The sequence below is a fragment of the Streptomyces monticola genome, assembly GCF_042665355.1.
Classification (GTDB): domain Bacteria; phylum Actinomycetota; class Actinomycetes; order Streptomycetales; family Streptomycetaceae; genus Streptomyces; species Streptomyces monticola.
The window spans coordinates 281,465-306,995 of the sequence record NZ_JBHTCF010000006.1; the positions used below are offsets into that span (position 1 = coordinate 281,465).

Sequence of the window (25,531 nt, forward strand, 5' to 3'; positions counted from 1 at the left end):
AGATGCTGGATACGATGCGTTTGGGTATGGCGCATCCACCTGGTGGCACCTCAGGAGAGGGAGGCGGGGGCCATGCGAACGGTGAGCCGCACCGGCCTGGTGACTGCGGGACTCGGACTGGGCGCAGTCGGAGGGTTCGTCGGCAGCCTGCTCAGGGAACGGAGCGCTCTGACAGCCGCCCACGGGGTGGCGCGCGAAGGAAGTGAGGAACTGCCTTCATGGGGCGTCGGCTCGTACCGCTCACGCTGGACAATCTCCCGGATCTCCCCAAGCGCTGCCGCACGTGTGTCTTCTGGGAGCTGGATCCGGTCAGCGGGCAGGCCGCGGTAAAGGCGGGCACTCCGGAGCTGGAGAAGGAAGCCTGGATCTCGGCGGTCCTGCTGGAGTGGGGCTCATGCGGGCGCGTCGTCTATGTGGACGAGGTGCCGGTCGGCTTTGTTCTCTACGCCCCTCCGGCCTATGTGCCGCGATCCCTGGCCTTTCCGACAAGCCCTGTGGCGGCGGATGCGGTGCAGCTGATGACGGCCTGGATCATGCCGGGGTACCAGGGGCAGGGGCTGGGACGCGTGATGGTGCAGACGGTCGCCAAGGACCTGCTGCGCAGAGGCTTCAAGGCGATAGAGGCGTTCGGGGATGCCCGGTGGAGTGAGCCGGCCTGTGTCCTGCCCGCCGACCATCTGCTGGCGGTGGGCTTCAAGACGGTGCGGCCGCACCCGGCCTACCCGCGGCTGAGGCTGGAACTGCGCACGACGCTGTCCTGGAAGGAAGATGTGGAGCTGGCGCTGGACCGACTGCTCGGAGCGGTACAGAAGGAACCTGCGCTACGGCCGCTGTGAGCGGGCATCGGCACTGCTGGATCAGCATCGGCAGTGCGAGAACAGCATGGGCAGCGCGAGAACAATGAGAACGGGCCCAACCCCCTTGAGGGGCGGGCCCGTTTCACGTGAAACAGCGAAGCGATTCGCTGTACACGGGTTGGCTCACTCGCCGATGAAGTCCTCGAGGTCGCGGACGATCGCGGCCTTCGGCTTGGCACCGACGATGGTCTTGGCGACCTCGCCGCCCTTGTAGACGTTCAGCGTCGGAATCGACATGACGCCGTACTTCGCCGCGGTGGCCGGGTTCTCGTCGATGTTGAGCTTGGCGACGATGATCTCGTCATGCTCAGCCGCGATCGCCTCGAGCGACGGGGCGATCTGACGGCACGGTCCGCACCAGGCGGCCCAGAAGTCGACGAGCACCGGCTTGTCGCTGTTGAGGACCTTCTCGTCGAAGTCGGCGTCCGTCACGGTAATCGTGGCACCGGCCATGGCGTTGTTCTCCTTACTGAGGGGTGGCTGAGGGGAGTTGGGTTCAGACTGCGGCGGCGGCCGCGGTCTCGTTGTCGGCGAGAGCGGCCAGGAAGCGCTCGGCGTCCAGCGCGGCGGAGCAGCCGGTGCCGGCCGCAGTGATCGCCTGGCGGTAGGTGTGGTCGACCACGTCACCGGCGGCGAAGACACCGGTCAGGTTGGTCCGGGTCGACGGGGCCTCGACCTTGAGGTAGCCCTCGTCGTCCAGATCGAGCTGGCCCTTGAAGAGCTCGGTGCGCGGGTCGTGGCCGATCGCGATGAACAATCCGGTCACGGGGAGTTCAGACGTCTCGCCGGTCTTGGTGTTGCGCAGGGTCAGGCCGGTGAGCTTCTGGTCGCCGTGGATCTCGGCGACCCCGTTGTCCCAGATGAACTTGATCTTGGGGTCGGCAAAGGCTCGGTCCTGCATGGCCTTCGATGCGCGCAGGCTGTCGCGGCGGTGGACGATCGTCACGGACTTCGCGAAGCGCGAGAGGAACGTGGCCTCTTCCATCGCGGTGTCACCGCCACCGATCACGGCGATGTCCTGGTCCTTGAAGAAGAAGCCGTCGCACGTCGCGCACCAGGAGACGCCGCGTCCGGAGAGTGCGTCCTCGTTCGGCAGACCGAGCTTGCGGTGCTGGGAACCGGTGGTGATGATGACGGCCTTGGCGCGGTGCACCGTGCCCGCCGTATCGGTCACCGTCTTGATCTCGCCGGTGAGGTCCACGGCGACGACATCGTCGGGGATCAGCTCGGCGCCGAAGCGCTCCGCCTGGGCCCGCATATTGTCCATGAGCTCGGGGCCCATGACGCCGTCCTGGAACCCGGGGAAGTTCTCCACCTCGGTGGTGTTCATCAGCGCACCGCCGGCGGTGACGGCACCCTCGAACACCAGCGGCTTCAGCGAGGCGCGCGCGGTGTACAGCGCGGCCGTGTAGCCGGCGGGCCCGGAGCCGATGATGATCACGTTACGGACGTCGGTCACGGCTTGATTCCTCGTCTCTGCGGACTGCCTAATGCCTCGGGATGAGCCCTGTTCAGGACTCTCACCCCACCCAACGGATCCTACGGGGCGTGCATTCCCGGTGTGTCCGCGCACATGGTGTGTCCGTGCGCACCCCTGTGCTTCTGGCGCTGGATCCGTAGGTCAGCCGCGCGGGTACGAGCGGGTCAGCAGAACCTCGCCCTTGCTCGCGGAGGCTTTTCCGTCGCAGGTGGAGTCGACGACATAGGCGGTGACGCGGGAGGCGTCCCGCGCATCGGGCAGCACCACGAGATAGGCGGCCACGCCCTTGTAGATGCCTTCCTTGGCGGCGATCGGGAGAGTGTCGCGGCCGATGCCGAGCTTGACGCACTGCGGGACCTTGGGACCGGCGTCTCCCGGATCGCGCAGGCGCGTGTGCTTCGGGGTAGGAGGACTCGTCTCGGCGCTCAGGGAAGGCTTGGAGGATTCGCCGTCCGGTGCCGCGTCGTTCTTCTTGGTGAGGAGCGATGCGACCTGGTCGTCCAGTGCGCTCTCGGAGAACACACGAGGGTCAGCTTTGTCTGAGGCCTGTGGGGTGTCCCCCTGGCTGCCGCCGTCCGGTCGCAGCAGCAGGACGCCCAGACCGATGGCGGCCACCGTGGCGAAGGCGCCCAGGGCTGCGGTGGCGATTCCCCGCCGCCGACGCCGAGTTGCCGAACTCCGGCGCCCGGGCCCGGTCGCCGCCCGGGGATGACCGGAGGGCCGGTCGACGGCTCCACTCGATGTTGAGGTGGGCTGTGTTTCACGTGAAACAGGAAGCTGGGTTTCACGCGGCGTTTCGGCTTCACGGGGCGTCTCGACACCGTCCCGCCCTGGAGCCGACAGCGGCTCCGGAGTGCTCACGGACGTCGGAGTGCTCACGGATGCCGCGGGATTCACGGACCCCCGGGCTTCCGGTGCGGTGGCATCGAGAAGAGCCTCCGCGGCCAGCGCCGCATCGATGCGCCCCGCGACGTCGGCGGGCATCCGCGGCGGGCCGGGGAGCGTGCCGAGCAGATCGCGGATCTCCGTCAGGGAGTCGTGCACCTCGCTGCAGAGTTCACAGCCGTCCAGATGGCGACGTACATCGGTGGTGCGGGCCGGCGAGAGCAGGCCTTCGGTGAGGTCGGAGATCTCCGATACTTCCGGGTGCTCGGCCGCGCCGGTCGTGGATGTCACGCTCGCCCACCTCCGCCCTTCACGGCAGCTGAATCCCCTGGCCCTGTTCCCTGCGGTCCTGCGTCGTCCGGTCCTGCGGTGTGCGGTCGCGCTTCGCGCGGTCCCGCTGCCGGTGGGACGGATGCCCCCTGGGACCGGTTCCGTCCCGGGTCTTGCTTCTTTCTCTCAGGGCGGTTCCCGCCGTCGGCTCTTTCCGTGCGGAGATGGCTGAGCAACGGCAGGAGCCGGGCTCTGCCGCGCGCACAGCGACTCTTCACGGTTCCTGTCGGAACTCCGAGGACCTCGGCGGCCTCGGCCACCGGGTAGCCCTGCATGTCGACGAGCACGAGAGCGGCCCGCTGATCCGGCGGGAGCGTGCCGAGGGCCTCGATGAGCTGGCGGTGGAGATCGCGGCGCTCGGCGGGCTCGGACGCGGACTCATGCGGTTCGAGGAGCTGCTCCAGGCGCTCGGTGTCATCGACCGGCGAGGTCTTCCTGGAGGCCGCCTTACGCGCACGGTCGAGGCATGCGTTGACGGTGATCCGGTGCAGCCACGTGGTGACCGCGGACTGTCCGCGAAATGTGTGTGCCGCGCGGTAGGCCGAGACGAGGGCGTCCTGCACCGCGTCGGCGGCCTCTTCCCGATCCCCCAGGGTGCGCAGTGCCACCGCCCACAGCCGGTCACGGTGGCGGCGTACGAGCTCGCCGAAGGCATCGGGGTCCCCGGCGACATGGCGGGCCAGGAGAGTCGCGTCAGGGGTTCCCGAGGTCTCCTCCGGCTGCACCTGCTCCCCCTACCTCTGTCGAAGGGCTCAGAGTATCCGGGCCCCAAGTGCGTGTAAATAGTTGCGAATGCCGGGTAACCGGGCCCTTGCGGCAGTAGAAAACGCCCAGCGATCGATGATTTCTGGGCGTTTCTTTGAATTGCCGGTGAAATTCCGGCTGCTCTTCAATTGAGGTGAGGGTTTTCGGAACCAGGAGGAACTGGGCGGGACTAGGAGCGAGAGGTTCCCAGGACCTTGATCTCGGAGATGCCGCCCCGGAAGAGGTCCGCCGACCCGTCGGTGGGCAGCGACGTGATGTGAACCAGCACGTACCGGGTCCGTACCGGCTTGTCGAGGGTCTTCTTGAGCTCTTCGCCGGTCTGGGCCAGCTTGGTGAGGCGGTTCGGGAAATCGCTGAGGGCCGACGGCTGCGACGCATTTTCGCCCGCGGCGAGCACTTCGGCTTTCTGGCCGCCGCGGTACATGGCGATATCCAGACCGGATACGTCCTGGACGCTTCCGAGGTCGACGATTATGCCGCTGCCGTCCTTGCGGTTCGGAAGGTTGCCGAAGTTGGCGTAACCCTTGTACTGCGGTGTGATCCAGGAGGTGCCGGCCTTGCCGTCCACGGCGTGCGGCACGTCCTCCTGCTTTATCCCGCTGCCGCTCGGGGCGAACTCGTAGGCATCACTGATCTTGAGGGGCTTGCCCGGGTCGTTCTGCTTGCCGTTGCCCTCGTCCGTCTGCGAGCTGCCGGGCTCGCCGGCGTTGTCCCGCTCCATGAGGGCGTCAGCGAGCTGCCAGCTGCCCAGGCCGAGCGCGGCGATGAGCAGAGCCGATACGGCCCACTTCAGCGCCTTGCCCGTACGGCTCTGCAGCGGGGCGGGCGGGGCCGCGGCCAGCGGCTGTGCGCCCGGTGCCACGGCCGAGGGACGGCCGTATGTCCCCTGCTGATAAGTGGTGCGCTGATACTCCGGCGGAGCCGTGAACGCGGGCTCAGGGGGCCGGATACGGGGCATCTCCCCGACGGCCCGGGACAGCTCCTCGGGGGTGGTGCACGGCGGCTCCTGGCGGGACGCCGTGGCGCCGTCGTTGACCAGCGCGCGCATCGCGAGCTCGGACAGGCCGCGGTGGACGCCCGCCCGCACCTGGTCGGGTGCGATGAGGCCGACGTCCTTGGGCAGCCCGGTCAGGCCGTACGCGTCCTCCTCGTACGGCCAGCGCTGGGTCAGCGAGGCGTACAGGAGTGCGCCGATCGCCTCGGTGTCGGTGCGCTGGGGGGTCTCGGAGCTGATGCCGCGCAGCGCCGCGTTCACCGCGAGGCCGCGGATGCGGTACTGCCCCGACGAGGTCCGCAGCACGGCGCTCGGGGTGAGACGCAGATGCGCGAGTCCCTCACGGTGTGCGGCCGCCATGGCCTGGGAGACCTGGCTGACCAGCTGGTACGCGTCATGGGCCTCCAGCGGGCCGACGGCGAGCACCGAGGTCATCTCGGTGGCGTCGGGCAGCCACTCATGGACCACGTAGACGAGGTCGTTCTCCTCGACGGCGTCCAGGACCTGCACGAAGCGCGGGTCACCGAGGAGTGCTGAGGAACGGGCCGCCGACAGCACGGCACGGGCCCGCGGATGGTCGGCGGGCAGCAGATGAACACCCACCGCGCGGCGCAGCTTCTCGTCGACGGCACGCCAACTGCTGAAACCGTCCAGACGGGTGACGCACTCCTCGAGCCGATAGCGTCTGGCGAGCTTGTGACCGCTGTGCAGTTCGGGCGGCGTGGCCTGTGGCTTGCCGGCCTCCGTACCGCCTGCCGAGGGCTGATCGCCCTCGGCTGCTGCCGTTTCCCGGCTCTGGGCCGCCCCGTCGGCCGTGGCCTGGTCCGCCTTGGCGGTCAGCGACTCGCTGTCGCCTCCTGCTGCCACGTCGACGGCAGCTGTGCTCCGTTCCGCCACCGTCGTTCCTGCCTCCCCATCCGATGCGCTCTGTCCGACGCCAAAGCCAATTGTGCCCACAGTCTGCCGCTATCCACGACACGCGACGGCCGGTGATGGTTGTGCACAACCGCCGACTGGCTCGTCGGGGTCAGCGGCCGAGACGACCACGCACCATGCCTACCAGCGAGTTCAGCTCCTGGATCCGCATCCGCCGGGCGGCGATGAAGAAGACGCCGAGCAGCACGATCCCGCCGACCACCAGGGCGGTCAGTGAACCCAGGACGCCCTCGCCGATGACCTTGAGGAGTGCGAACCCGACCGCACCGCCGACGAGCGCCGCCGGAACGGAGGCGCCGATGAGACGGGCGTACGTCCGCACGACATGGGAGCCGTCCAAGTCGCCTCCGAGGCGCTTGCCCAGCCGGCGCCAGGCCACACCCACACCGACCGCGTAGGCCAGGCCGTACGAGGCGGCCATGCCGACGACCGCCCAGCGAGCGGGCAGGACGAGGTAGCAGACCAGCGAGGCCAGTGCGTTGACGGCGGCCACGATGACCGTGTTGTAGAAGGGCGTGCGGGTGTCCTCGTAGGCGTAGAAACCACGCAGCACGACGTACTGCACGGAGTACGGGATGAGGCCGAGGCCGAAGGCCATCAGGACGTAACCGATGTTCTGCGCGCCGTTGGTGCCGGAGTACAGCAGCGTGGCGATCGGGACGCCCAGGGCGAGGAAGGCGAAGGCGCACGGCACGATCGCCACGGCGGAGGTACGCAGTCCGTACGAGATGTCGTCACGGACCGCCGCGGTGTCCCCGTCGTTGGCGGCGCGGGAGATCCGGGGCAGGACCGCGGTCATCACGGAGACGGTGATGATGGCCTGCGGCATCTGCCACAGAAGCAGCGCGTAGTTGTACGCGGTGATGCCGGTGCCGGAATGCCCCTGGTCGAAGGCGGTGGCGCCGGCCGAGGTGGCGAGCTGGGTGACGACGACCATGCCGAGCTGGTTGGCGAGGACGAAGAACAGCGTCCACTTGGCGAGCGCCGCGGTCTTGCCGAGGCCCTGCCCCTTCCAGTCGAAGCGCAGCCGCGGCCTGAAGCCGGCCTCACGCAGATACGGCATCATCGCGAGCGCCTGCACGACGAGGCCGAGCAGGGTGCCGATGCCGAGCAGCTGGACGCCTTCTGACGTGATGTTGCCGGTGTTCACGCCGGACGCGTCGGAGCTGCCGAAGGCCCAGATGAACGCGCCGAAGGTGGCGATGATGACGACGTTGTTGAGGACCGGGGTCCACATCATCGCGCCGAACCGGCCGCGGGCGTTGAGGATCTGCCCGAGCACCACGTGCAGGCCCATGAAGAACAGGGTCGGGATGCAGTAGCGGGCGAAGGTGACCGTGAGCTCGAACGTCTCCGGCTTGGAGGCGAGCTCCGGCGACATGACGCGGACGAAGAGCGGAGCCGCGAGGACACAGATCACCGTGACCGCGCCGAGCAGCGTGATGACGACGGTGAGCAGGCGGTTGGCGTACGCCTCGCCGCCGTCCTCGTCGTTCTTCATGGACCGCACGAGCTGGGGGATGAAGACGGCGTTCATGGCGCCGCCCGCGACCAGGATGTAGATCATGGTCGGCAGGACGTTCGCGACCTGGTACGTGTCGTTGAGGGTGCCGACGCCGATGGCCGCGGCCATCACCAGGGTGCGGATGAAGCCGGTGATACGGGACACGAAGGAGCCCGCGGCCATCACCGCGCTGGACTTCATGAGGCTGGAAGCGCGCCCGCCGGGCTTCTTCGGCGGTGCGGGCGCGGGGGCCGGCTCAGCCGCGGCCGGGGCCGCCGGTGACGGGACGGAGGGCGGCTCGACGGGCGGCCGGGCGCCGCCGGGCTGCTGGTCACGGAAGAGGTGGGCGAACGCGTCGGGCTCGTGACGTTCCTCGCCGGCCCGGGTGACCAGGTCGTCCACGCCCACGAACTGCGTCGTACGGACGTCGTCGCCATAAGGAAGGTGACGGGAGGGGCCGTCGGGCTCAGGCGCCGGGGTCTGTGCCCATACGTGGGGGTCGGGGGCGGTCGGAGGCGTGGGCGGCTGTGCGTACAGAGACTGCGGGTCCGCGTAGGTGCCCGGGGGCGGCGGAGGGTGCGCCGCGCGGTCGTAGAGGGCCTCGGTCACCGGGTCCTGGGCGGCGAGGTCCTGCGCGCGGTACGGGTCCTGGTCGTAGGCGTCCTGGACGTACATGTCCGGGGCGGGTTGCTGCGGGGGGACCTGCCCGCCCGCGTGATCGCCGCCGCCCGCGCCCTGGCCGCGGTCACCGTCGTACGGCGCATTCATGCTTACCCCACCTCATCGGTCCCACGGCCCAGCGGCCACGTCATCGCTCAACGGTCCACTCTCTCACCCGTGCCGGACGGGTCCGTGCTTTCCGGGGCGGTGTCCGGCGTCGGGTCACTCGGCTGCCCGGGGTCGGTTTCCCCGGAACCAGTGCCCGACTCGCCCTCCGGGCCGTCCTCGTCGGTGCCTTCGTCGGCGCCTTCGGCCTCCGCGCGGCGGGCCGCGGCCTTGCGTTGCGTGTACATCCGGAACCCGGCGAGGACGAGGAGCAGGACGCCGCCCGCGATGACGAGCATCACGGTCGGGGTCACCTCGGTGACATTCACGTCGAAGGGGATCGGGTCGCCGTACGGGGTCCCGTCCGCGGTGAAGAGCTGTGCACGCACGGGTACCGGGCCGTTGGCGTTCGCGGTGGTGTCGAACTTGACCGTCTGGCTGTGGCCGCCGGAGACCTTGATCGGCTGCTCGTCGTACGGGCCGTCCCCGATCTTCAGGCGGGTCGGCTTGTCCGAGGTGAGGCGCAGAGTCAGATTCTCGACGCCCTGCACCAGGTTGTTCTGCACGGTGATCGGGATGGTCGCGCTGCGCCCCGAGAGCTTGGCCTCGGACTTCTTGATCAGCTTCACCTGGTCGGTGAGGCTCCTGAGATACCGCTGCACATCGCTGCGGTACTTCTCGCCCTCCTGCGCGCGCCCCCGCCAGGACGTGGACATCGCGCGGTCGATCGCGCGGCCGAAGGGGGTGACCACCCGCTCCGGCTCGCTGAGGATCACCTTGAAGCTGTCCAGGGTGTCGTTGGTGGTGCGAATGGCCTCGAAGGCCGACTTCGGCAGCTCCTGCTTGCGTAGGGCTGACGGGTAGGACGCCGTGCCGGGCACTTGAGTCGTGGCGCCCGGGTCGGGCTTCGCCTTGGCGGCCGCGACCAGATCCTGGGACTCTGACCAGCGGTCCGCGTCGAGCGCCTTTACCGCCGTGGCCATCGCCTGGGCCTGACTGGCCGTGGGCATCCGCTGCGGGGCCACGACGATGCTGCGCTGCTTCTCCGGGTCCTGCAGATTGATCATCTGGCTCTGGGCCAGGAACTGCTGCACGGCGAGCGTGGAGTTCTCGGCCAGCGTCATATCGCCCTGGAACGCCGTGGAGAGACGCGCGTCGGCCACCACGGCCGTCGTGCCGCCGCCGATGGGCCGGGTCGCGGTCGGGGTGTACGCAAGCCCTGCGGTCTCCCGCAGGCTGTCACTGCGGGCGATCACCGAGTGGGCCCCGGCGGATGTGGCCACATCGACCACGGACGGGTCCACGGCGCCGTCCACAGGCCAGGCGAAGTCCGTGGTCGGTTCGACGTGCAGGATCGACTTCACGGCCTTCTTGGCCACATCGGTCGCGGGCTTCAGATGGCTGAGAGAGCCCGCCACGCTCTTCCCCTGGTGCGCCAGGGAGGCCAGGTCGGGGTCCGCGAAGGGCAGGGTGACGACCTTCTTGTCCTCGACCGCCTTCTGCAGGTCATTGAGCCACTGCTTGGCGACCGCCTGGTTCCTGCCCGGGACCGGACTGCCGCCTTCGGGGTTCTGGACGCGGTAGCTCTTTGTGGCCATCGCGTCGACCGAGGCCAGCAGATCGGGGTCGACGACCCAGGTGACGGGCAGGTCCTTGCCGCGCGAGAGCAGCTGCTCGAGCCGCCCGCCGGGGGCGATCTCCTCGGCCAGCCGGTCGTCCGAGAAAACCGGCGTCTGCTGGTCGTCGGAACCGGTCTCCGCGGTGAGGTGCGAGGTGGAGATGAGCGGCCACAGGTAGGTGAACTTCGTCTTCTCCGCGGGCGCCTCGGGCTGCCAGGGGAGGAACGTCCGCTCCATGCCGAGGACCTGGTCGTACTGCTGAGCCGCGGTCCGCCCGGTGAGGGAGACCCCCAGCTGGTAGACGCCTTCGGAACCGAGATCCAGCTCCTTGACGGGGATGGAGAGCTTGAAGTCCTGGGGAACCCCGGGGCTGAGCTTGTCGAACTTCTTGAGGTACTTGCCGCCGATTTCCGTGCCTTCGACGCCCTGGGTGGAGTCGGCGCGCTTGGCCACGCTGTCGATCGCGGTGCGCCCGTTCATGACGGGGCCCACGCGAAGGGCTACACGGGCGTCGGTGACGGCCTGGTTCCCGCTGTTGGTCACCTTGCCGGAGACGGTGAGCGTGTCGCCGTCGGTCGGTACGCCGGGGCTGAGCGAATCCAGGGCGACGTCGACCGGGCCGGCACCGCCGGGTGTGGCGTCCGCGGGGGTGGCGGCCGGCAGCTGCAGCGCGCCGGCGAGCAGGGGCGCCCCTGCCAGCAGGGTCGCGGCTCGCCGGAGCCACCGGCGGGCAGGTGAGGGAGTCATCCCCTGGAAGTCTGCCGCCTCGGCCACGCGCTCGCCCGTCCCTCGTCGTCGTCTGTGGTGGTCGTCCGCATTTGCGTCCCCGCATGGTAACGAGGCCCGCTGTGGCTAAGTGCCGCGGCTTGCTCCACATGATCGGAACGCAGGTCAGGGCGGGCCCGGGGGGTACGGGGAAACAGGGAGGCTGCGCCGGTCCGGGGCACGTACCCTTTTCTGTTGTGCCGAACGCCAATGAAGACAACCCCAGCGCCCTGAGCCAGGTGCAGCGCCGCGCGGTGAGCGAACTGCTGCGTGTGTCCCCCGTCGCCGACGACCTCGCCCGCCGTTTCCGGGAGGCCGGGTTCTCACTGGCCCTGGTCGGGGGCTCCGTCAGGGATGCGTTGCTCGGCCGCCTCGGCAATGACCTGGACTTCACGACCGACGCCCGCCCCGAGGACGTACTGAAGATCGTCCGGCCCTGGGCGGACTCGGTGTGGGAGGTCGGGATCGCCTTCGGCACGGTGGGCTGTCAGAAGCAGGGCTATCTGATCGAGGTCACGACATATCGGTCCGAAGCGTATGACCGCACCTCGCGCAAGCCTGAGGTGTCCTACGGCGACTCCATCGAGCAGGACCTCGTACGCCGGGACTTCACGGTCAACGCGATGGCCGTGGCGCTGCCGGAGAAGGAGTTCATCGACCCGCACGGCGGTCTCGAGGATCTCGCCGCCCGGGTGCTGCGCACGCCCAGCACGCCGGAGGAGTCCTTCTCGGACGACCCGCTGCGCATGATGCGCGCCGCCCGATTCGCCGCGCAGCTCGACTTCGAGGTGGCGCCCGATGTGATCGCCGCGATGAAGGCGATGGCGGAGCGCATCGACATCGTCTCGGCCGAGCGGGTCCGGGACGAGCTGAACAAGCTGCTGCTGTCCGCGTACCCGCGCAAGGGCCTCACGCTCCTCGTCGACACCGGTCTCGCCGACCATGTGCTGCCCGAGCTGCCCGCGCTGCGCCTGGAGAGTGATGAGCACCACCGGCACAAGGATGTCTACGAGCACTCGCTGACCGTTCTCGACCAGGCCATGGCCCTGGAGAAGGACGGTCCCGACCTCACGCTGCGGCTCGCGGCGCTGCTGCATGACATCGGCAAGCCGAGGACGCGGCGGTTCGAGAACGACGGCCGGGTCTCCTTCCACCATCACGAGGTGGTCGGCGCCAAGATGACGAAGAAGCGTATGACGGCGCTCAAGTACTCCAACGAGCTGGTGAAGGATGTCTCGCGCCTTGTCGAGCTGCATTTGCGCTTCCACGGCTATGGAACCGGCGAGTGGACCGATTCGGCGGTACGGCGCTACGTCCGCGACGCGGGCCCGCTCCTGACACGGCTGCACCAGCTCACGCGCTCCGACTGCACGACCCGTAATAAGAGGAAGGCGACGGCGCTCTCACGGGCCTACGACGGCCTGGAGGAGCGGATCGCCCGGCTGCAGGAGCAGGAGGAGCTCGATTCCATCCGTCCCGACCTCGACGGCAACGAGATCATGCAGGTACTGGACGTCGGTCCGGGCCCGGTGATCGGGCAGGCGTACAAGTTCCTGCTGGAGCTGCGCCTGGAGAACGGGCCGATGGAGCGGGACGCGGCGGTGGCCGCACTCAAGGAGTGGTGGGCCTCGCAGAGCTGAGGCATCTGGAGCGGGTCTGAGGCGTGCCGTGTTTCACGTGAAACACGGCACGCTTCTACTCGTTTCACGGGGCGGTGTTTCACGTGAAACACCGCCTCACTTCTTCGCGTTGCCGGGACTCACGGTGTTGTCGGGCCGGGCCGTACCCGCCGCGATCGCCGCGTAGAGGACAGCTACGGCAAGCACCAGCGGGGTCGAGCGGCCATCGGGTGGCAGCACGAGCGCGGCGACTCCGGCCGCTCCGACGAAGGCGACGTTGAACAGCACGTCGTAGACCGAGAAGATCCGGCCGCGGAAAGCGTCGTCCACCGAGGACTGCACCACGGTGTCCGTGGCGATCTTCGCGCCCTGGGTGATGAGTCCCAGGACGAAAGAAGCGATCAGTATCGGGACAGGGGCGAAGGACAGGCCGAGGGCCGGTTCCAGGATTGCGGCGGCGCCCGCGCACACAGTGATCCATCCCAGTGGGCCGAACCGCCCGGCGGTCACGGGCGTGAGAACTGCCGCGGCGAAGAACCCGGCCCCCGAGGCAGCCAGGGCGAGCCCGAGCAGCGCCAGCCCATCCGCTTCACGGTCGGACCAGGCGTACCGACACAGCATCAGCACCATCACCAGCAGGGCGCCGTAGCAGAACCGCATCAGCATCATGGCGCCAAGTGCCCTTGCCGCGCTGCGGCGTTCGGGCTCAGCCAGGTGCCTGACGCCTGCGGCCAGGCCCTTGGCGGTGGAGGAGAGGGCGGTGCGCAGATGTTGCTTGACCTGCCCCGGGCCGGGGCCGAGCAGGGTACGCGGGATGCGCAGTGCGGCCAGGGCGGAGCAGAGATAGAGGACGGCACCGAGCAGGACGACGACGGCGTCGGAGTCGGGGCCCACCAGGCGGACGGCGAAGGCGAGTCCGCCGCCGGCGGTAGCGGCCAGTGTGCCGGCCGTCGGGGAGAGGGAGTTGGCCAGCACCAGGCGGTCGGCGTCGACCACGCGCGGCAGGGCGGCCGAGAGTCCGGCCAGGACGAAACGGTTGACGGCCGTGACGCACAGCGCCGATGCGTAGAAGAGCCAGTCCGGTGTACTGCCGAGGATCAGCAGGGCCGTGGCGCAGGCGAGGACGGCCCGCAGGAGATTGCCGTAGAGGAAGACCTGCCTCCGGGGCCAGCGGTCGAGGAGCACTCCCGCGAAAGGGCCGACCAAGGAGTACGGCAGGAGGAGCACCGCCATGGCGGAGGCGATGGCCGCGGCCGATGTCTGTTTCTCCGGGGAGAAGACGACGTAGGTGGCGAGCGCGACCTGGTAGACCCCGTCGGCCGACTGGGACAGCAGGCGCACGGCGAGCAGTCGCCGGAAATCCCGCAGGCGCAGGAGTACGCGCAGATCACCTACGACGGGCATACGGCACAGCCTCACACAGCGCGCAGGCCCCCGGAAGGATATTCCGGGGGCCTGTGATCACTCGACGTACGCACACGGGGGATGCGTAAGAGAGGAGCGGTCAGCGCTCGACCTCGCCCTTGATGAACTTCTCGACGTTCTCGTGGGCCTCGTCATCGAAGTACTGCACCGGCGGCGACTTCATGAAGTACGAGGACGCGGAGAGCACCGGGCCGCCGATGCCGCGGTCCTTGGCGATCTTCGCGGCGCGCACGGCGTCGATGATGACACCGGCGGAGTTCGGGGAGTCCCAGACCTCGAGCTTGTACTCCAGGTTCAGCGGGACGTCACCGAAGGCGCGGCCCTCGAGGCGGACATAGGCCCACTTGCGGTCGTCGAGCCAGGCGACGTAGTCGGACGGGCCGATGTGGACGTTGTCCTCGCCCAGCTCGCGGTCGCGGATCTGCGAGGTGACGGCCTGGGTCTTCGAGATCTTCTTGGACTCGAGGCGGTCACGCTCGAGCATGTTCTTGAAGTCCATGTTGCCGCCGACGTTCAGCTGCATCGTGCGGTCCAGGATGACGCCCCGGTCCTCGAAGAGCTTCGCCATGACGCGGTGCGTGATGGTGGCGCCGACCTGCGACTTGATGTCGTCACCGACGATCGGGACACCGGCCTCGGTGAACTTGTCGGCCCACTCCTTGGTGCCGGCGATAAAGACCGGGAGGGCGTTGACGAAGGCGACCTTGGCGTCGATGGCGCACTGGGCGTAGTACTTCGCCGCGTCCTCGGAACCGACGGGCAGGTAGCAGACGAGAACGTCGACCTGCTTGTCCTTGAGGTCCTGGACGATGTCGACCGGGGCCTCGTCGGACTCCTCGATGGTCTGGCGGTAGTACTTGCCCAGGCCGTCGAGGGTGTGGCCGCGCTGGACCTGCACGCCCGTGGAGGGCACGTCGCAGATCTTGATGGTGTTGTTCTCGCTGGCACCGATGGCATCCGCGAGGTCGAGGCCGACCTTCTTGGCGTCGACGTCGTAGGCGGCCACGAACTCGATGTCGCGTACGTGGTAGTCGCCGAACTGGACGTGCATCAGGCCGGGGACCTTGGACGCCGGGTCGGCGTCCTTGTAGTACTCGACGCCCTGCACCAGCGAGGCGGCGCAGTTGCCTACGCCGACGATGGCTACGCGAACCGAACCCATTCCGGTTGCTCCCTGTGTGTTCTCGATGAGGCCCCGCGGTGGCCGCGGGGCCTCATGTGGCGGTGTCGTCGGACGGATCCGGCCGGGTGGTGTCCCGGTTCCGGGGCAGGCCGTCCGTCTTTCCAGATGTGTTCTGTTGAGTGGGGCTGTCGGGGGCGGAACGCTGCTGGTCCCGTCCTGCTCGCTCGCTCTCGATGAGCTCGTTCAGCCAGCGCACTTCGCGCTCCACGGACTCCATGCCGTGGCGCTGCAGCTCGAGGGTGTAATCGTCGAGCCGTTCCCGGGTCCTGGCCAGGGAGGCGCGCATTTTCTCGAGGCGCTCCTCAAGCCGGCTCCGGCGGCCTTCGAGCACTCGCATGCGTACATCCCGCGACGTCTGTCCGAAGAAGGCGAAGCGGGCGGCGAAGTGCTCGTCCTCGTAGGCGTCCGGGCCGGTCTGCGAGAGGAGCTCCTCGAAGTGCTCCTTACCTTCCGCCGTCAACCTGTAGACGATCTTGGCGCGGCGGCCGGCGAGTGGCGCAGCGAGGGGATCCTCTGCTGTGCCGCCCGATTCCTCGATCAGCCAGCCGTTGGCGACCAGCGTCTTGAGGCAGGGATAAAGGGACCCGTAGCTGAAGGCGCGGAACACCCCCAGCGATGTATTGAGTCGTTTACGCAGCTCATAGCCGTGCATCGGAGACTCGCGGAGCAGCCCGAGGACAGCGAACTCGAGGATGCCGGAGCGCCTGCTCATCGTTCGCCTCCCTGGTGCGTCCGCTGATCCCAACGGTCTTTATGTCGAGCTGATGTATCGACTCGATACATCACGACGATAGAACGGCCCTCCGGCCGCGACAAGAGGGGGCACGGTGAACGGCGTCACATCACCGATTCGTAGGAAGCAACTTGCCTGATTTGGGGTGAACTTCAGCCCTAGGTGGGTTTTGACGGTGCGTAGTGTGTGCGGCATGCAGACCACCGGGAACCACGTGACGCCAGATGGCGTCGTCGTCCTGGGGGTAGTGCGGGTGAGTCCAGGGACGGACGCAGCCGTACTTCGGGGGGACCGGAAAACACCTGCCGCTTCCAGGCGCGACTTTCTGCGCCTGCCCGAGGAGTAGTCGTTCGATGAGCGAGCACCGTCGCAAACCGCCGCAGTCGCAGGGCGGCGGACGTGCCGCGGCCAGGCGAGGCGTCACCGGGTCCTCCCCCGGCCGGCGCGCCGCACCGCGGAGTGTCACCGGATCACCCTCTGGTTCGTACGGGTCATACGGCTCGTCCGGTTCAGGTGAGGAGCAGCCCTACGGCGGCCGTGCCGCGGCCCGTCGTGCCGCGCAGCGCGGCGGCTCCGGCGGTGGTGGCCGTCGGCGCGCAGCCGATGGCGCCGGCATGGGGAGCGGTGGCCACGGCGGTGGCCGCCGTGGTGGTGGCGGCTCCGGCCCGGGTGGTCCCGGAGGTCCGGGCGGCCGCGGCCGTGGCCGTGGATACGAGCCGCCGCGCAAGAAGCGGTTCATCGACTATCCGCGTTCCGACAAGGACGGCTGGCGCAAGCTCGTGCCGTCCTGGAAGCAGGTCATGGGGACGTGTATCGCCCTCTGCGGTCTGCTCGTCGCCACGGCGGGTATCGCGTACACCATGGTCGGCATCCCCGACCCGCAGAAGGCCGCCGACGCGGAGACCAACGTCTTCTACTGGTCCGACGGGTCCCAGATGGCTGCCACGGGTGGCAGCAAGAACCGTCAGGTCGTCGGACTCGACAAGATCCCGAAGGATATGCAGAAGGCGGTCGTCGCCGCCGAGAACGCCACCTTCTACGAGGACAGTGGTGTCGACCCGATGGGTATCGCCCGTGCCGTGGTCAACATGGCCAAGGGCGGTGAGACCCAGGGCGGCTCGACGATCACCCAGCAGTATGTGAAGAACACGTTCCTGGACCAGAGCCAGACGCTCACGCGCAAGGCGCGCGAACTCTTCATCTCCATAAAGGTCGGCGCGGAGATGGACAAGGACGACGTACTCGCGGGATATCTGAACACCGCGTACTACGGCCGCAACGCGTATGGCATCCAGGCGGCCGCTCAGGCCTACTTCGGTGAGGATTCAGAGGATCTGAGCCTGGAGCAGAGCGTCTTCCTGGCGTCGGTGCTCAAGGGCCCGAACCTGTACAACCCCGACGGTGGTGTGGGCGCCAACGCGACCGCGAAGGCCAATACGGAGCGCGCCAAGTTGCGGTGGAACTGGATTCTGGACCGCATGGTCGAGACCAAGAAGCTGTCCCGGTCCGAGCGGAGCGACGTCGGCAAGTTCCCCGAACTCCAGAAGCAGAAGTCGTCCCTGTCGGGCCAGACCGGCTACCTCGTGGACACCGCCAAGGACTACGTGGCGAACAAGCTCGACATCTCGGCCGAGGAGCTGGAGAAGGGCGGCTACAAGATCTACACGACCTTCGACAAGAAGAAGGTCCAGGAGATGGAGAAGGCCGTCAAGAAGACCCGCAAGGTCTTCCTCGACCCCGAGGCGCGGCCCAAGACGGATGACCACGTCCAGTTCGGCGGGGCATCGGTGGATCCGAAGAGCGGGGCCATCGTCGCTCTGTACGGCGGTGAGGGCTTCGACAAGGGCCACTACACCAATAATGCCAACACCCGTGGCGTACCGGTCGGGTCGACCTGGAAGCCGTATGTGCTCGCGGCCGCCATGCAGGAGGGCACCGTCGAAAACGACGGTGAGCCCATCTCTCCGATGAGTCTCTACAACGGCAACGACCGGCTCGTGATCAACGACCAGAACGGCACCCCGATCAAGGACGCCAAGGGCCAGCCGTTCCGGCAGAAGAACGAGAGCGAGCGGATGTGGGGCGACGTCACGCTCCGCAAGGCGATGGAGCAGTCCATCAACACCCCGTTCGTGCAGCTCGGCATCGATGTGGGACTGCCCAAGACCCGGGAGATCGCCGAGAACACGGGGATCCTGCCGGAGAGCTTCGACAAGGGGAACTTGGACAACGCGTCCTTCTCGCTCGGTACGTCGACGCCGAGCGCGATCCGGATGGCCGACTCCTACGGGACGTTCGCCGCCGAAGGCGCGCACTACGAGCCGTACTCCGTCACCAAGGTCCTCAAGGGCAAGGGGAACGAGGCGGAGGAGCTTCCCGGCTTCGAGAAGCCCAAGCGGGAGTCGGCACTGGACGAGAACGTCGCGAACAACGTGACGGACGTCCTGCAGAACGTCGTCAAGAACGGCACCGGCAAGAAGGTCGCCGACATCGGCTTCCCCGTCGCCGGCAAGACGGGTACCACCGACAAGAACAAGTCGGCCTGGTTCGTCGGCTACACCCGCGAGCTGTCCACGGCCGTCACGCTCTTCCGGACGGATCCGAAGGAAGGCGAGCTGCTCTCCATGAACGGCACCGGTGGTGTGCCGTCCATCCACGGTGGTGACATTCCGGCGCAGGTCTGGAAGGACTACATGTCGGAGGCGCTCAAGAACGTCGACCATGAGCCCTTCCCCGAGGCCGAGGAGATCGGTGACATCGTCGGCGAGGCCCCGAGCCCGTCGCCCACGCCGACCCCCACCGAGGACCCGGAGACCAGCCCGTCGCCGAGTACCTCGGAACCCGACCCCTCGGGGTCGCCTTCCGGACAGCCGAGTCCGGGCACGTCCTGTGATCCGTTCGACGTCGAGTGCCAGCAGTCCAATGGCGGGACAGGCGACGGCGGCATGACCGGCGGGGAGGACGGCGGCGCGACCGGCGGAACCTCACCCACTCCTGAGCCACCGACAGGTGGCAACGGAAACGGCGCAGGCGGAAACGGCGGAGGGTGGCTCGGCGGACCGCAGGGCTAGCCGGATCGCCGCGTCGGCCGGATCACAGGGCCGTCCGGACCGCAGGGCCGTCCGGAGCCGGAGCTGAGCGCGGATCTCGCGTGACGGCCGCGTGTTTCACGTGAAACGAGGGCCGCCGCACCGATGGTGCGGCGGCCCTCGTCGCGTTCCCAGAGGCGTCCGGCGGGTTCTCAGGCGGGTACGGCAGGATGTGCCCATGACGAGCAGTACGAGCCCGAGCGCGCAGCACTCGCCGCACACGGGGGCCGCAGAGCCCGTAACTCCGGTGGGGCCGACCAGACAGGACGAGGTCGCCAGGGCGGGCAGTGAGTTGATCGGCGGCCCACTGGGCCGGCGGGCGCTGCTCGGAGCGGGCTGGTGGACTCCGGTGCGGGTCATCGCCCTGGTCGCCATCGGAATGTTCGCGCTCGGCATGGTGCAGAAGCTGCCCTGCTACAACGGGGCGTGGTTCTTCGGTGCCACCTCCCAGTACACGCATGCCTGCTACTCGGACATCCCGCATCTCTTCGCCGGACGTGGCTTCTCCGACGGCCTCGTGCCGTACTTCGACAAGCTCTCCGGGGATATGGAGTACCTCGAATACCCGGTCCTGACCGGGGTGTTCATGGAGGTGGCCTCCTGGCTCGTGCCCGGTGACGGCACCATCCAGCACCGTGAGCAGATCTACTGGCTGGTGAACTCCGGGATGCTGATGGTCTGCGCCGTCGTCATCGCGGTGTGCGTGACGCGAACGCACCGGCGGCGGCCCTGGGACGGTCTGCTGGTCGCTCTCGCGCCTGCGTTCGCCCTCACCGCCACCATCAACTGGGATCTGCTTGCCATCGCGCTCACGGCCGCCGCGATGCTCATGTGGTCGCGCGGACGGGCCCTGGCCTTCGGTGTACTCCTCGGGCTCGCGACCGCCGCGAAGCTCTACCCGGTGCTGCTGCTCGGGCCGCTCCTGGTGCTGTGCTGGCGCGCAGGGAAGTGGCGGGAGTTCGGGGCCGCGGCGGCGGGAACGGCCGTCTCGTGGCTCGTCGTGAACCTTCCGGTGATGCTCATGGCCCCGGAAGGCTGGAAGAAGTTCTACACCTTCAGCCAGGAGCGCGGCACCGACTTCGGCTCCATCTGGCTCATCCTCCAGCAGCGGATGGACAGCCCCTTCGACACCGACACGGTGAACACCCTGGCCACCGTGCTGATGGCGCTCGCCTGCCTCGCCATCGGGGCTCTCGCCCTGACGGCTCCGCGCCGGCCGCGCTTCGCGCAGCTCGCCCTCCTGGTCGTCGCCGCGTTCATCCTCACCAACAAGGTCTATTCGCCGCAGTACGTCCTGTGGCTCATCCCGCTCGCGGCGCTGGCCCGGCCGCGCTGGCGGGACTTCCTGATCTGGCAGGCCTGCGAGGTCATGTACTTCCTGGGGATCTGGCTGTACCTCGCGTATACGACGAGCGGCGACAAGCACCAGGGGCTGCCGCAGGAGGGCTACCAGCTCGCGATCCTCGCCCACCTCCTCGGCACGCTCTATCTGTGCGCCATGGTGGTCCGGGACATCGTGATGCCGGAACGGGACGTGGTGCGCCGTGATGGTTCCGACGACCCGTCCGGGGGTGTACTCGACCGCGCGCGTGATGTTTTCGTCCTGGGCGGTACGGCGGCACATCCTTCCCGGCACGCAGCGGCGCAGAGCGAGACCGGGACTCATGTCGTCTGGGGCCGGGAGCGGACCGCTGCGACCGGTGATGTTTCGCCCTGAGCGAACTCATGAGGGCTCTCAACGGGAAGGGCCGGGCGCGGAGTTCGCGCCCGGCCCTTTGCCCTACGGCATGAGTGCTTGGCTCAGTGGTCGACCAGGCGGTCGAACTGCGTGGTCGTGTGCCGCAGATGGGCGACCAGTTCCTCGCCGACCTTCGGCTCCGGGGCGTCCGACGGCACGAACAGGATCGACACCTGCATGTGCGGAGGCTCCGCGAACCAGCGCTGCTTGCCGGCCCAGACGAAGGGTGCCAGGTTCCGGTTGACGGTGGCGAGCCCCGCGCGGGCCACGCCCTTGGCGCGCGGCATGACGCCGTGCAGCGCCTTGGGGGCCTCCAGGCCCACGCCGTGCGACGTACCGCCCGCCACCACGACCAGGAACCCGTCCGATGCGGCCTTCTGCTGGCGGTAGCCGAAGCGGTCGCCCTTCGATACGCGGGTGACGTCCAGGACGGAGCCCCGGTACTCGGTCGCGTCGTGGTCGCCCAGCCAGAGGCGCGTACCGATGCGCGCGCGGAACCGGGTCTGCGGGAACTGCTGCTGCAGACGGGCCAGTTCAGGTGCCGAGAGGTGGCTCACGAACATGGTGTGGAGCGGCAGCCGGGCGGCGCGCAGCCGGTCCATCCAGGCGATGACCTCCTCGACGGCGTCCGAGCCGTCGGTGCGGTCGAGCGGCAGGTGGATGCCGAAGCCCTCGAGGCGTACGTCCTCTATGGCGGCGTGCAGGTGCGCGAGGTCCTGCTCGCTGACGCCGTGGCGCTTCATCGAGCTCATGACCTCGATGACGACGCGCGCGCCGACGAGGCCGTGCACGCCTTCCACGGAGGAGACGGAGCGGATGACACGGTCGGGCAGCGGCACCGGCTCCTCGCCCCGGCGGAACGGGGTGAGTACCAGCAGGTCACCGCTGAACCAGTCCTTGATCCGGGCTGCTTCGTAGGTCGTGCCGACGGCCAGCATGTCGGAGCCGAAGCGGATCGCCTCGTCGGCGAGCCGTTCGTGGCCGAAGCCGTAGCCGTTGCCCTTGCAGACGGGCACGAGTCCCGGGAACTGTTCGAGCACCTGCTTGTGGTGTGCCCGCCAGCGCGCGGTGTCGACGTAGAGCGTGAGCGCCATGGCCGGTCCCGGAACCTTTCTCGTGTCTGCGGTGTATCAGAGGTATGGAAGGTAATTGTGCTCGGTCTGCTTGCCCAGCGTCTTCTCGGTCGGCCTGGTCGGTCCGGCCGGCCCGGTCAGCTCGGTCAGCGCTTGGACATATAGATCTCAAGCGCCTTGTGCAGCAGCTTGTTGAGCGGGAAGTCCCACTCGCCGATGTACTCGACGGCCTCGCCGCCGGTGCCGACCTTGAACTGGATCAGACCGAAGAGGTGGTCGGTCTCGTCCAGTGTGTCCGAGATGCCGCGCAGGTCGTAGACGCTCGCACCGAGCGCATACGAGTCGCGGAGCATCCGCCACTGCATGGCGTTGGAAGGGCGCACCTCACGCTTGTGGTTCACGGAGGCGCCGTAGGAGTACCAGACGTGGTTGCCGACGGTCAGCATCGTGGCCGCGGCGAGCGGCTCGCCCTCGTGCTTGGCGATGTAGAGCCGCATGCGGTTGGGGTCCTCGGAGTTGAGGGCCTTCCACTGGCGCTGGAAGTAGCTGAGCGGCCGCGGGCGGAACCGGTCGCGCTCGGCGGTGACCTCGTAGAGCTCCTGCCAGACCGGCAGATCGTCGTAGCCGCCCTGGACGACCTCGACACCGGCCTTGTCGGCCTTCTTGATGTTGCGGCGCCACAGCTGGTTGAAGCTCTTCTGGACATCGTCGAGCGAGCGGTTGGCCAGCGGCACCTGGAACACATAGCGGGGCTGTACGTCACCGAAGCCGGCGCCCCCGTCCTCGCCCTGCTGCCATCCCATCTTGCGCAGCCGGTCGGAGACCTCGAAGGCGCGCGGCTCGATGACATCGGCCTCGACGTCGCGCAGTCGCTTCACATCCGGGTCCTGGATGCCCTTCTTGATGCTCGGGGCGCTCCAGCGGCGGATGACGACCGGCGGGCCCATCTTCACCGAGAAGGCGCCCTGCTGCTTCAGATGGGCCAGCATCGGGTGCAGCCAGTCCTCGAGATTGGGCGCGTGCCAGTTGATGACCGGGCCCTCGGGGAGATAGGCGAGGTAGCGCTTGATCTTGGGCAGCTGGCGGTAGAGCACCAGACCGGCACCGACCAGCTCACCGCTCTTGTCGAACCAGCCCAGGCTCTCGGACCGCCACTCGTTCTTCACATCAGCCCACGCCGGGACCTGGCAGTGGCTCGCCGAGGGCAGGCTCTGGATATATGCCAGATGCTGCTCTCGGCTGATGGTCCTCAGGGTCAGGCTCATGCGGGGCGCTCCTCGGCTGGTGTGTCCCCATGGGGCAGGGGCTTCCGGCTCACGCGCCGAAGCCTACTGCGCCCGGGGAGCGCCCCGACTGGCCGTATGGAAGGTCAGCCTTGCCGGGCCCGTGTCCGGGGCCCGGAAGAGCCTCTCAGCCGAGCACTCCGCCGAAGAGACCGCCGTGTGCCATGCCGAGGAAGAAGCCCACGGCCGAGGCGCCCAGGCCGAGGATCAGCCAGAAGCGCTCACGGGTCGTCTCGGAGATGAACTGGCCGTAGGCGCCCGTGAGGATTCCCACGAGCCCCGTCCAAGAACTCAGCAGATGAAGGTTGTGGAACATCGCCGAGACGAAGGCGATGACCCCGAGCACCAGGGTCACGGCGAGAAGCGTGTCCTGGAGCGGATGGGGCTTGCCGTCCGTGGCGAAAAGGGAGGTGGCGGTGTTGGGTCGCATTGCCTGTGCCATGTGGCACCTCCTGGCGGAGAAGGCGGCGCATCGTAGCGCCATAGACACCCGATGTGTACAGAGTGCGGCTCCTGACCGCCGGATTTCAACCGGAAGCCGACGTGCGGGTACTCTGTACCGTCTGCACCGGTGTCTGCCCAGGCCACAACAACGCTCCTCGTCCGCGAGGCCCGCTTGTCAGTGGTGGCCGATACCGTTGCGTACGCATCACGACCCTCCTGCCACGGAACGACCGTGGCCGCTGAGTCCAAAGGAGGTGGGTTCCACATGCGTCACTACGAGGTGATGGTCATCCTCGACCCCGATCTCGAGGAGCGCGCTGTCTCCCCGCTGATCGAGAACTTCCTCTCCGTCGTCCGTGAGGGCAACGGAAAGGTCGAGAAGGTCGACACCTGGGGCCGTCGTCGTCTCTCGTACGAGATCAAGAAGAAGCCCGAGGGCATCTACTCGGTCATCGACCTGCAGGCCGAGCCTGCGGTCGTCAAGGAGCTCGACCGCCAGATGAACCTGAACGAGTCGGTCCTCCGGACCAAGGTCCTCCGTCCCGAGATGCACTGAGCTCTTTAGCTCAGTTCTCGGGATTCGAGTAGCAGCAAGCAGCCAGCAGCAAACCCGCCGAGAGGTACCCCCATGGCAGGCGAGACCGTCATCACGGTCGTCGGCAATCTTGTCGATGACCCCGAGCTGCGCTTCACCCCCTCCGGTGCGGCGGTCGCGAAGTTCCGTGTCGCGTCCACCCCCCGCACCTTCGACCGTCAGACCAATGAGTGGAAGGACGGCGAGAGCCTGTTCCTGACCTGCTCGGTCTGGCGTCAAGCGGCGGAGAACGTCGCGGAGTCGCTTCAGCGAGGCATGCGCGTCATCGTGCAGGGCCGCCTGAAGCAGCGGTCCTACGAGGACCGCGAGGGCATCAAGCGCACGGTCTACGAGCTGGACGTCGACGAGGTCGGCGCCAGCCTTCGCAACGCCACGGCCAAGGTCACCAAGACCACCGGTCGCGGTGGCCAGGGTGGTTACAGCGGCGGTGGCGGCCAGCAGGGCGGCGGCAACTGGGGCGGTGGCTCCGGTGGCGGTCAGCAGCAGGGTGGCGGCGGTGCTCCCGCCGACGACCCCTGGGCGACCGGCGCGCCGGCCGGCGGCGGCCAGCAGCAGGGCGGCGGCGGTGGCGGCTGGGGCGGAAGCTCCGGCGGCTCCGGCGGCGGCTACTCGGACGAGCCCCCCTTCTAGGCCCCTGGGCCGAGGGCGGGTCGTACCCAAACTTCTTGATCACACAGGAGAAACACCATGGCAAAGCCGCCTGTGCGCAAGCCGAAGAAGAAGGTCTGCGCATTCTGCAAGGACAAGGTCCAGTACGTGGACTACAAGGACACGAACATGCTGCGGAAGTTCATTTCCGACCGCGGCAAGATCCGTGCCCGCCGCGTGACCGGCAACTGCACGCAGCACCAGCGTGACGTCGCCACGGCCGTGAAGAACAGCCGTGAGATGGCGCTGCTGCCCTACACGTCCACCGCGCGATAAGGGAAGGGTGACAGAAGCATGAAGATCATCCTCACCCACGAGGTCTCCGGCCTCGGCGCCGCCGGCGACGTCGTAGACGTCAAGGACGGCTACGCTCGCAACTACCTGATCCCGCGGAAGTTCGCTATCCGCTGGACCAAGGGTGGCGAGAAGGATGTCGAGCAGATTCGTCGCGCTCGCAAGATCCACGAGATCCAGACCATCGAGCAGGCCAACCAGATCAAGGGCCAGCTCGAGGCCGTCAAGGTTCGCCTTGCCGTCCGCTCCGGCGACGCCGGTCGTCTCTTCGGTTCCGTCACCCCGGCCGACGTCGCTTCGGCGATCAAGGCTTCCGGTGGCCCCGAGGTCGACAAGCGCCGCATCGAGCTGGGCTCGCCGATCAAGACGCTGGGCGCCCACGAGACGTCCGTGCGTCTGCACCCCGAGGTGGCCGCCAAGGTCAGCATCGAGGTCATCGCCGCCTGATCGCGGTACTCGGCATAGCTGAGACATAGCGTGGGGCCCGCACCCTTGGGGGTGCGGGCC

Annotated in this window: 22 protein-coding genes; 8 read left to right on the plus strand and 14 right to left on the minus strand. The window is 68.1% G+C overall.

Going from position 1 to position 25,531, the window contains the following annotated elements:
• Positions 1 to 218: 218 nt before the first annotated feature.
• Positions 219 to 836 (plus strand): GNAT family N-acetyltransferase, encoded by a 618-nt coding sequence (locus tag ACFQVC_RS17210; protein ID WP_381831308.1) that lies wholly within the window; start codon positions 219 to 221, stop codon positions 834 to 836.
• A gap of 144 nt (positions 837 to 980) precedes the next feature.
• Here the strand turns inward: ACFQVC_RS17210 and trxA are convergent, their stop codons facing one another.
• From trxA to ACFQVC_RS17245, 7 genes are all read right to left on the minus strand, one after another.
• The gene (gene trxA / locus ACFQVC_RS17215; protein ID WP_381831309.1) at positions 981 to 1,310 is read right to left on the minus strand and encodes a thioredoxin; all 330 of its coding nucleotides are present in this window, start codon (positions 1,308 to 1,310) and stop codon (positions 981 to 983) included.
• A 43-nt stretch (positions 1,311 to 1,353) separates the two neighbouring features.
• Positions 1,354 to 2,316: a thioredoxin-disulfide reductase gene (gene trxB / locus ACFQVC_RS17220; RefSeq protein WP_381831310.1), complete on the minus strand. Its 963-nt coding sequence runs from the start codon at positions 2,314 to 2,316 to the stop codon at positions 1,354 to 1,356.
• 162 nt (positions 2,317 to 2,478) lie between these two features.
• The gene (locus ACFQVC_RS17225) at positions 2,479 to 3,513 is read right to left on the minus strand and encodes an anti-sigma factor (RefSeq protein ID WP_381831311.1); all 1,035 of its coding nucleotides are present in this window, start codon (positions 3,511 to 3,513) and stop codon (positions 2,479 to 2,481) included.
• Entirely contained in the window at positions 3,510 to 4,277 is a 768-nt protein-coding gene (sigM, locus tag ACFQVC_RS17230; RefSeq protein WP_381831312.1) for an RNA polymerase sigma factor SigM, read from the minus strand. The genes ACFQVC_RS17225 and sigM overlap by 4 nt, the downstream gene beginning before the upstream one ends.
• 209 nt (positions 4,278 to 4,486) lie before the next feature.
• Positions 4,487 to 6,208, minus strand: a complete 1,722-nt coding sequence (locus ACFQVC_RS17235) for a serine/threonine protein kinase (protein ID WP_381831313.1) — start codon at positions 6,206 to 6,208, stop codon at positions 4,487 to 4,489.
• 130 nt (positions 6,209 to 6,338) lie between these two features.
• Complete coding sequence (gene murJ / locus ACFQVC_RS17240; protein ID WP_381831314.1) at positions 6,339 to 8,519, minus strand: murein biosynthesis integral membrane protein MurJ; 2,181 nt, start codon at positions 8,517 to 8,519, stop codon at positions 6,339 to 6,341.
• A 47-nt stretch (positions 8,520 to 8,566) separates the two neighbouring features.
• Complete coding sequence (locus ACFQVC_RS17245; RefSeq protein ID WP_381831315.1) at positions 8,567 to 10,909, minus strand: DUF6049 family protein; 2,343 nt, start codon at positions 10,907 to 10,909, stop codon at positions 8,567 to 8,569.
• 188 nt (positions 10,910 to 11,097) lie between these two features.
• Between ACFQVC_RS17245 and ACFQVC_RS17250 the strand changes: the two genes are divergently transcribed.
• The gene (locus ACFQVC_RS17250) at positions 11,098 to 12,540 is read left to right on the plus strand and encodes a CCA tRNA nucleotidyltransferase (RefSeq protein ID WP_381831316.1); all 1,443 of its coding nucleotides are present in this window, start codon (positions 11,098 to 11,100) and stop codon (positions 12,538 to 12,540) included.
• A 96-nt stretch (positions 12,541 to 12,636) separates the two neighbouring features.
• Here ACFQVC_RS17250 and ACFQVC_RS17255 read toward each other — a convergent pair whose 3' ends face one another.
• From ACFQVC_RS17255 to ACFQVC_RS17270, 4 genes are all read right to left on the minus strand, one after another.
• Positions 12,637 to 13,923, minus strand: a complete 1,287-nt coding sequence (locus tag ACFQVC_RS17255) for an MFS transporter (RefSeq protein WP_381831317.1) — start codon at positions 13,921 to 13,923, stop codon at positions 12,637 to 12,639.
• Positions 13,924 to 14,023: 100 nt separating this feature from the next.
• Positions 14,024 to 15,106 (minus strand): inositol-3-phosphate synthase, encoded by a 1,083-nt coding sequence (locus tag ACFQVC_RS17260; RefSeq protein ID WP_381831318.1) that lies wholly within the window; start codon positions 15,104 to 15,106, stop codon positions 14,024 to 14,026.
• Positions 15,107 to 15,158: 52 nt separating this feature from the next.
• The gene (locus tag ACFQVC_RS17265; RefSeq protein ID WP_381831319.1) at positions 15,159 to 15,839 is read right to left on the minus strand and encodes a PadR family transcriptional regulator; all 681 of its coding nucleotides are present in this window, start codon (positions 15,837 to 15,839) and stop codon (positions 15,159 to 15,161) included.
• Between the two features lie 530 nt (positions 15,840 to 16,369).
• On the minus strand, positions 16,370 to 16,492 hold the full coding sequence (locus ACFQVC_RS17270; protein WP_381831320.1) for a hypothetical protein: 123 nt from the start codon (positions 16,490 to 16,492) through the stop codon (positions 16,370 to 16,372).
• Here ACFQVC_RS17270 and ACFQVC_RS17275 point away from each other — a divergent pair.
• Both ACFQVC_RS17275 and ACFQVC_RS17280 read left to right on the plus strand, forming a co-directional pair.
• Positions 16,475 to 18,931, plus strand: a complete 2,457-nt coding sequence (locus tag ACFQVC_RS17275) for a transglycosylase domain-containing protein (RefSeq protein ID WP_381831321.1) — start codon at positions 16,475 to 16,477, stop codon at positions 18,929 to 18,931. The genes ACFQVC_RS17270 and ACFQVC_RS17275 overlap by 18 nt on opposite strands.
• Positions 18,932 to 19,127: 196 nt before the next feature.
• Positions 19,128 to 20,666 carry a glycosyltransferase family 87 protein gene (locus ACFQVC_RS17280; RefSeq protein WP_381831322.1) on the plus strand — a complete coding sequence of 513 codons (1,539 nt, stop codon included), beginning with the start codon at positions 19,128 to 19,130 and terminating at the stop codon, positions 20,664 to 20,666.
• A gap of 83 nt (positions 20,667 to 20,749) precedes the next feature.
• Here the strand turns inward: ACFQVC_RS17280 and ACFQVC_RS17285 are convergent, their stop codons facing one another.
• The 3 genes from ACFQVC_RS17285 to ACFQVC_RS17295 form a co-directional block, all read right to left on the minus strand.
• Positions 20,750 to 21,781 carry an alanine racemase gene (locus tag ACFQVC_RS17285; RefSeq protein ID WP_381831323.1) on the minus strand — a complete coding sequence of 344 codons (1,032 nt, stop codon included), beginning with the start codon at positions 21,779 to 21,781 and terminating at the stop codon, positions 20,750 to 20,752.
• Between the two features lie 125 nt (positions 21,782 to 21,906).
• A complete protein-coding gene (locus tag ACFQVC_RS17290; protein WP_381831324.1) occupies positions 21,907 to 23,025 on the minus strand; it encodes a lipid II:glycine glycyltransferase FemX in 1,119 nt (372 codons plus the stop codon).
• Positions 23,026 to 23,170: 145 nt separating this feature from the next.
• Positions 23,171 to 23,485, minus strand: a complete 315-nt coding sequence (locus ACFQVC_RS17295; RefSeq protein ID WP_381831325.1) for a hypothetical protein — start codon at positions 23,483 to 23,485, stop codon at positions 23,171 to 23,173.
• A 267-nt stretch (positions 23,486 to 23,752) separates the two neighbouring features.
• Here ACFQVC_RS17295 and rpsF point away from each other — a divergent pair, with 267 nt between their 5' ends.
• The 4 genes from rpsF to rplI all read left to right on the plus strand — a co-directional run bounded on the left by rpsF (position 23,753) and on the right by rplI (position 25,471).
• The gene (rpsF, locus tag ACFQVC_RS17300) at positions 23,753 to 24,043 is read left to right on the plus strand and encodes a 30S ribosomal protein S6 (RefSeq protein ID WP_016644628.1); all 291 of its coding nucleotides are present in this window, start codon (positions 23,753 to 23,755) and stop codon (positions 24,041 to 24,043) included.
• A 72-nt stretch (positions 24,044 to 24,115) separates the two neighbouring features.
• Entirely contained in the window at positions 24,116 to 24,712 is a 597-nt protein-coding gene (locus ACFQVC_RS17305) for a single-stranded DNA-binding protein (protein ID WP_381831326.1), read from the plus strand.
• Between the two features lie 57 nt (positions 24,713 to 24,769).
• Entirely contained in the window at positions 24,770 to 25,006 is a 237-nt protein-coding gene (gene rpsR, locus ACFQVC_RS17310; protein ID WP_006381652.1) for a 30S ribosomal protein S18, read from the plus strand.
• Positions 25,007 to 25,024: 18 nt separating this feature from the next.
• A complete protein-coding gene (gene rplI / locus ACFQVC_RS17315; protein ID WP_381831327.1) occupies positions 25,025 to 25,471 on the plus strand; it encodes a 50S ribosomal protein L9 in 447 nt (148 codons plus the stop codon).
• The last annotated feature ends 60 nt before the right edge of the window (positions 25,472 to 25,531 follow it).

Bases quoted from the DNA above. Each gene is read 5' to 3' on its own strand.
- ACFQVC_RS17210 (WP_381831308.1), top strand. From the start codon at position 219: ATGGGGCGTCGGCTCGTACCGCTCACGCTGGACAATCTCCCGGATCTC.
- ACFQVC_RS17285 (WP_381831323.1), bottom strand. From the start codon at position 21,781: ATGGCGCTCACGCTCTACGTCGACACCGCGCGCTGGCGGGCACACCAC.
- rpsF (WP_016644628.1), top strand. From the start codon at position 23,753: ATGCGTCACTACGAGGTGATGGTCATCCTCGACCCCGATCTCGAGGAG.
- rplI (WP_381831327.1), top strand. From the start codon at position 25,025: ATGAAGATCATCCTCACCCACGAGGTCTCCGGCCTCGGCGCCGCCGGC.
- ACFQVC_RS17290 (WP_381831324.1), bottom strand. From the start codon at position 23,025: ATGAGCCTGACCCTGAGGACCATCAGCCGAGAGCAGCATCTGGCATAT.
- ACFQVC_RS17265 (WP_381831319.1), bottom strand. From the start codon at position 15,839: ATGAGCAGGCGCTCCGGCATCCTCGAGTTCGCTGTCCTCGGGCTGCTC.
- ACFQVC_RS17280 (WP_381831322.1), top strand. From the start codon at position 19,128: ATGACGAGCAGTACGAGCCCGAGCGCGCAGCACTCGCCGCACACGGGG.
- ACFQVC_RS17305 (WP_381831326.1), top strand. From the start codon at position 24,116: ATGGCAGGCGAGACCGTCATCACGGTCGTCGGCAATCTTGTCGATGAC.
- ACFQVC_RS17255 (WP_381831317.1), bottom strand. From the start codon at position 13,923: ATGCCCGTCGTAGGTGATCTGCGCGTACTCCTGCGCCTGCGGGATTTC.
- ACFQVC_RS17260 (WP_381831318.1), bottom strand. From the start codon at position 15,106: ATGGGTTCGGTTCGCGTAGCCATCGTCGGCGTAGGCAACTGCGCCGCC.
- murJ (WP_381831314.1), bottom strand. From the start codon at position 8,519: ATGAATGCGCCGTACGACGGTGACCGCGGCCAGGGCGCGGGCGGCGGC.
- ACFQVC_RS17295 (WP_381831325.1), bottom strand. From the start codon at position 23,485: ATGGCACAGGCAATGCGACCCAACACCGCCACCTCCCTTTTCGCCACG.
- rpsR (WP_006381652.1), top strand. From the start codon at position 24,770: ATGGCAAAGCCGCCTGTGCGCAAGCCGAAGAAGAAGGTCTGCGCATTC.
- trxA (WP_381831309.1), bottom strand. From the start codon at position 1,310: ATGGCCGGTGCCACGATTACCGTGACGGACGCCGACTTCGACGAGAAG.
- ACFQVC_RS17275 (WP_381831321.1), top strand. From the start codon at position 16,475: ATGGGGAGCGGTGGCCACGGCGGTGGCCGCCGTGGTGGTGGCGGCTCC.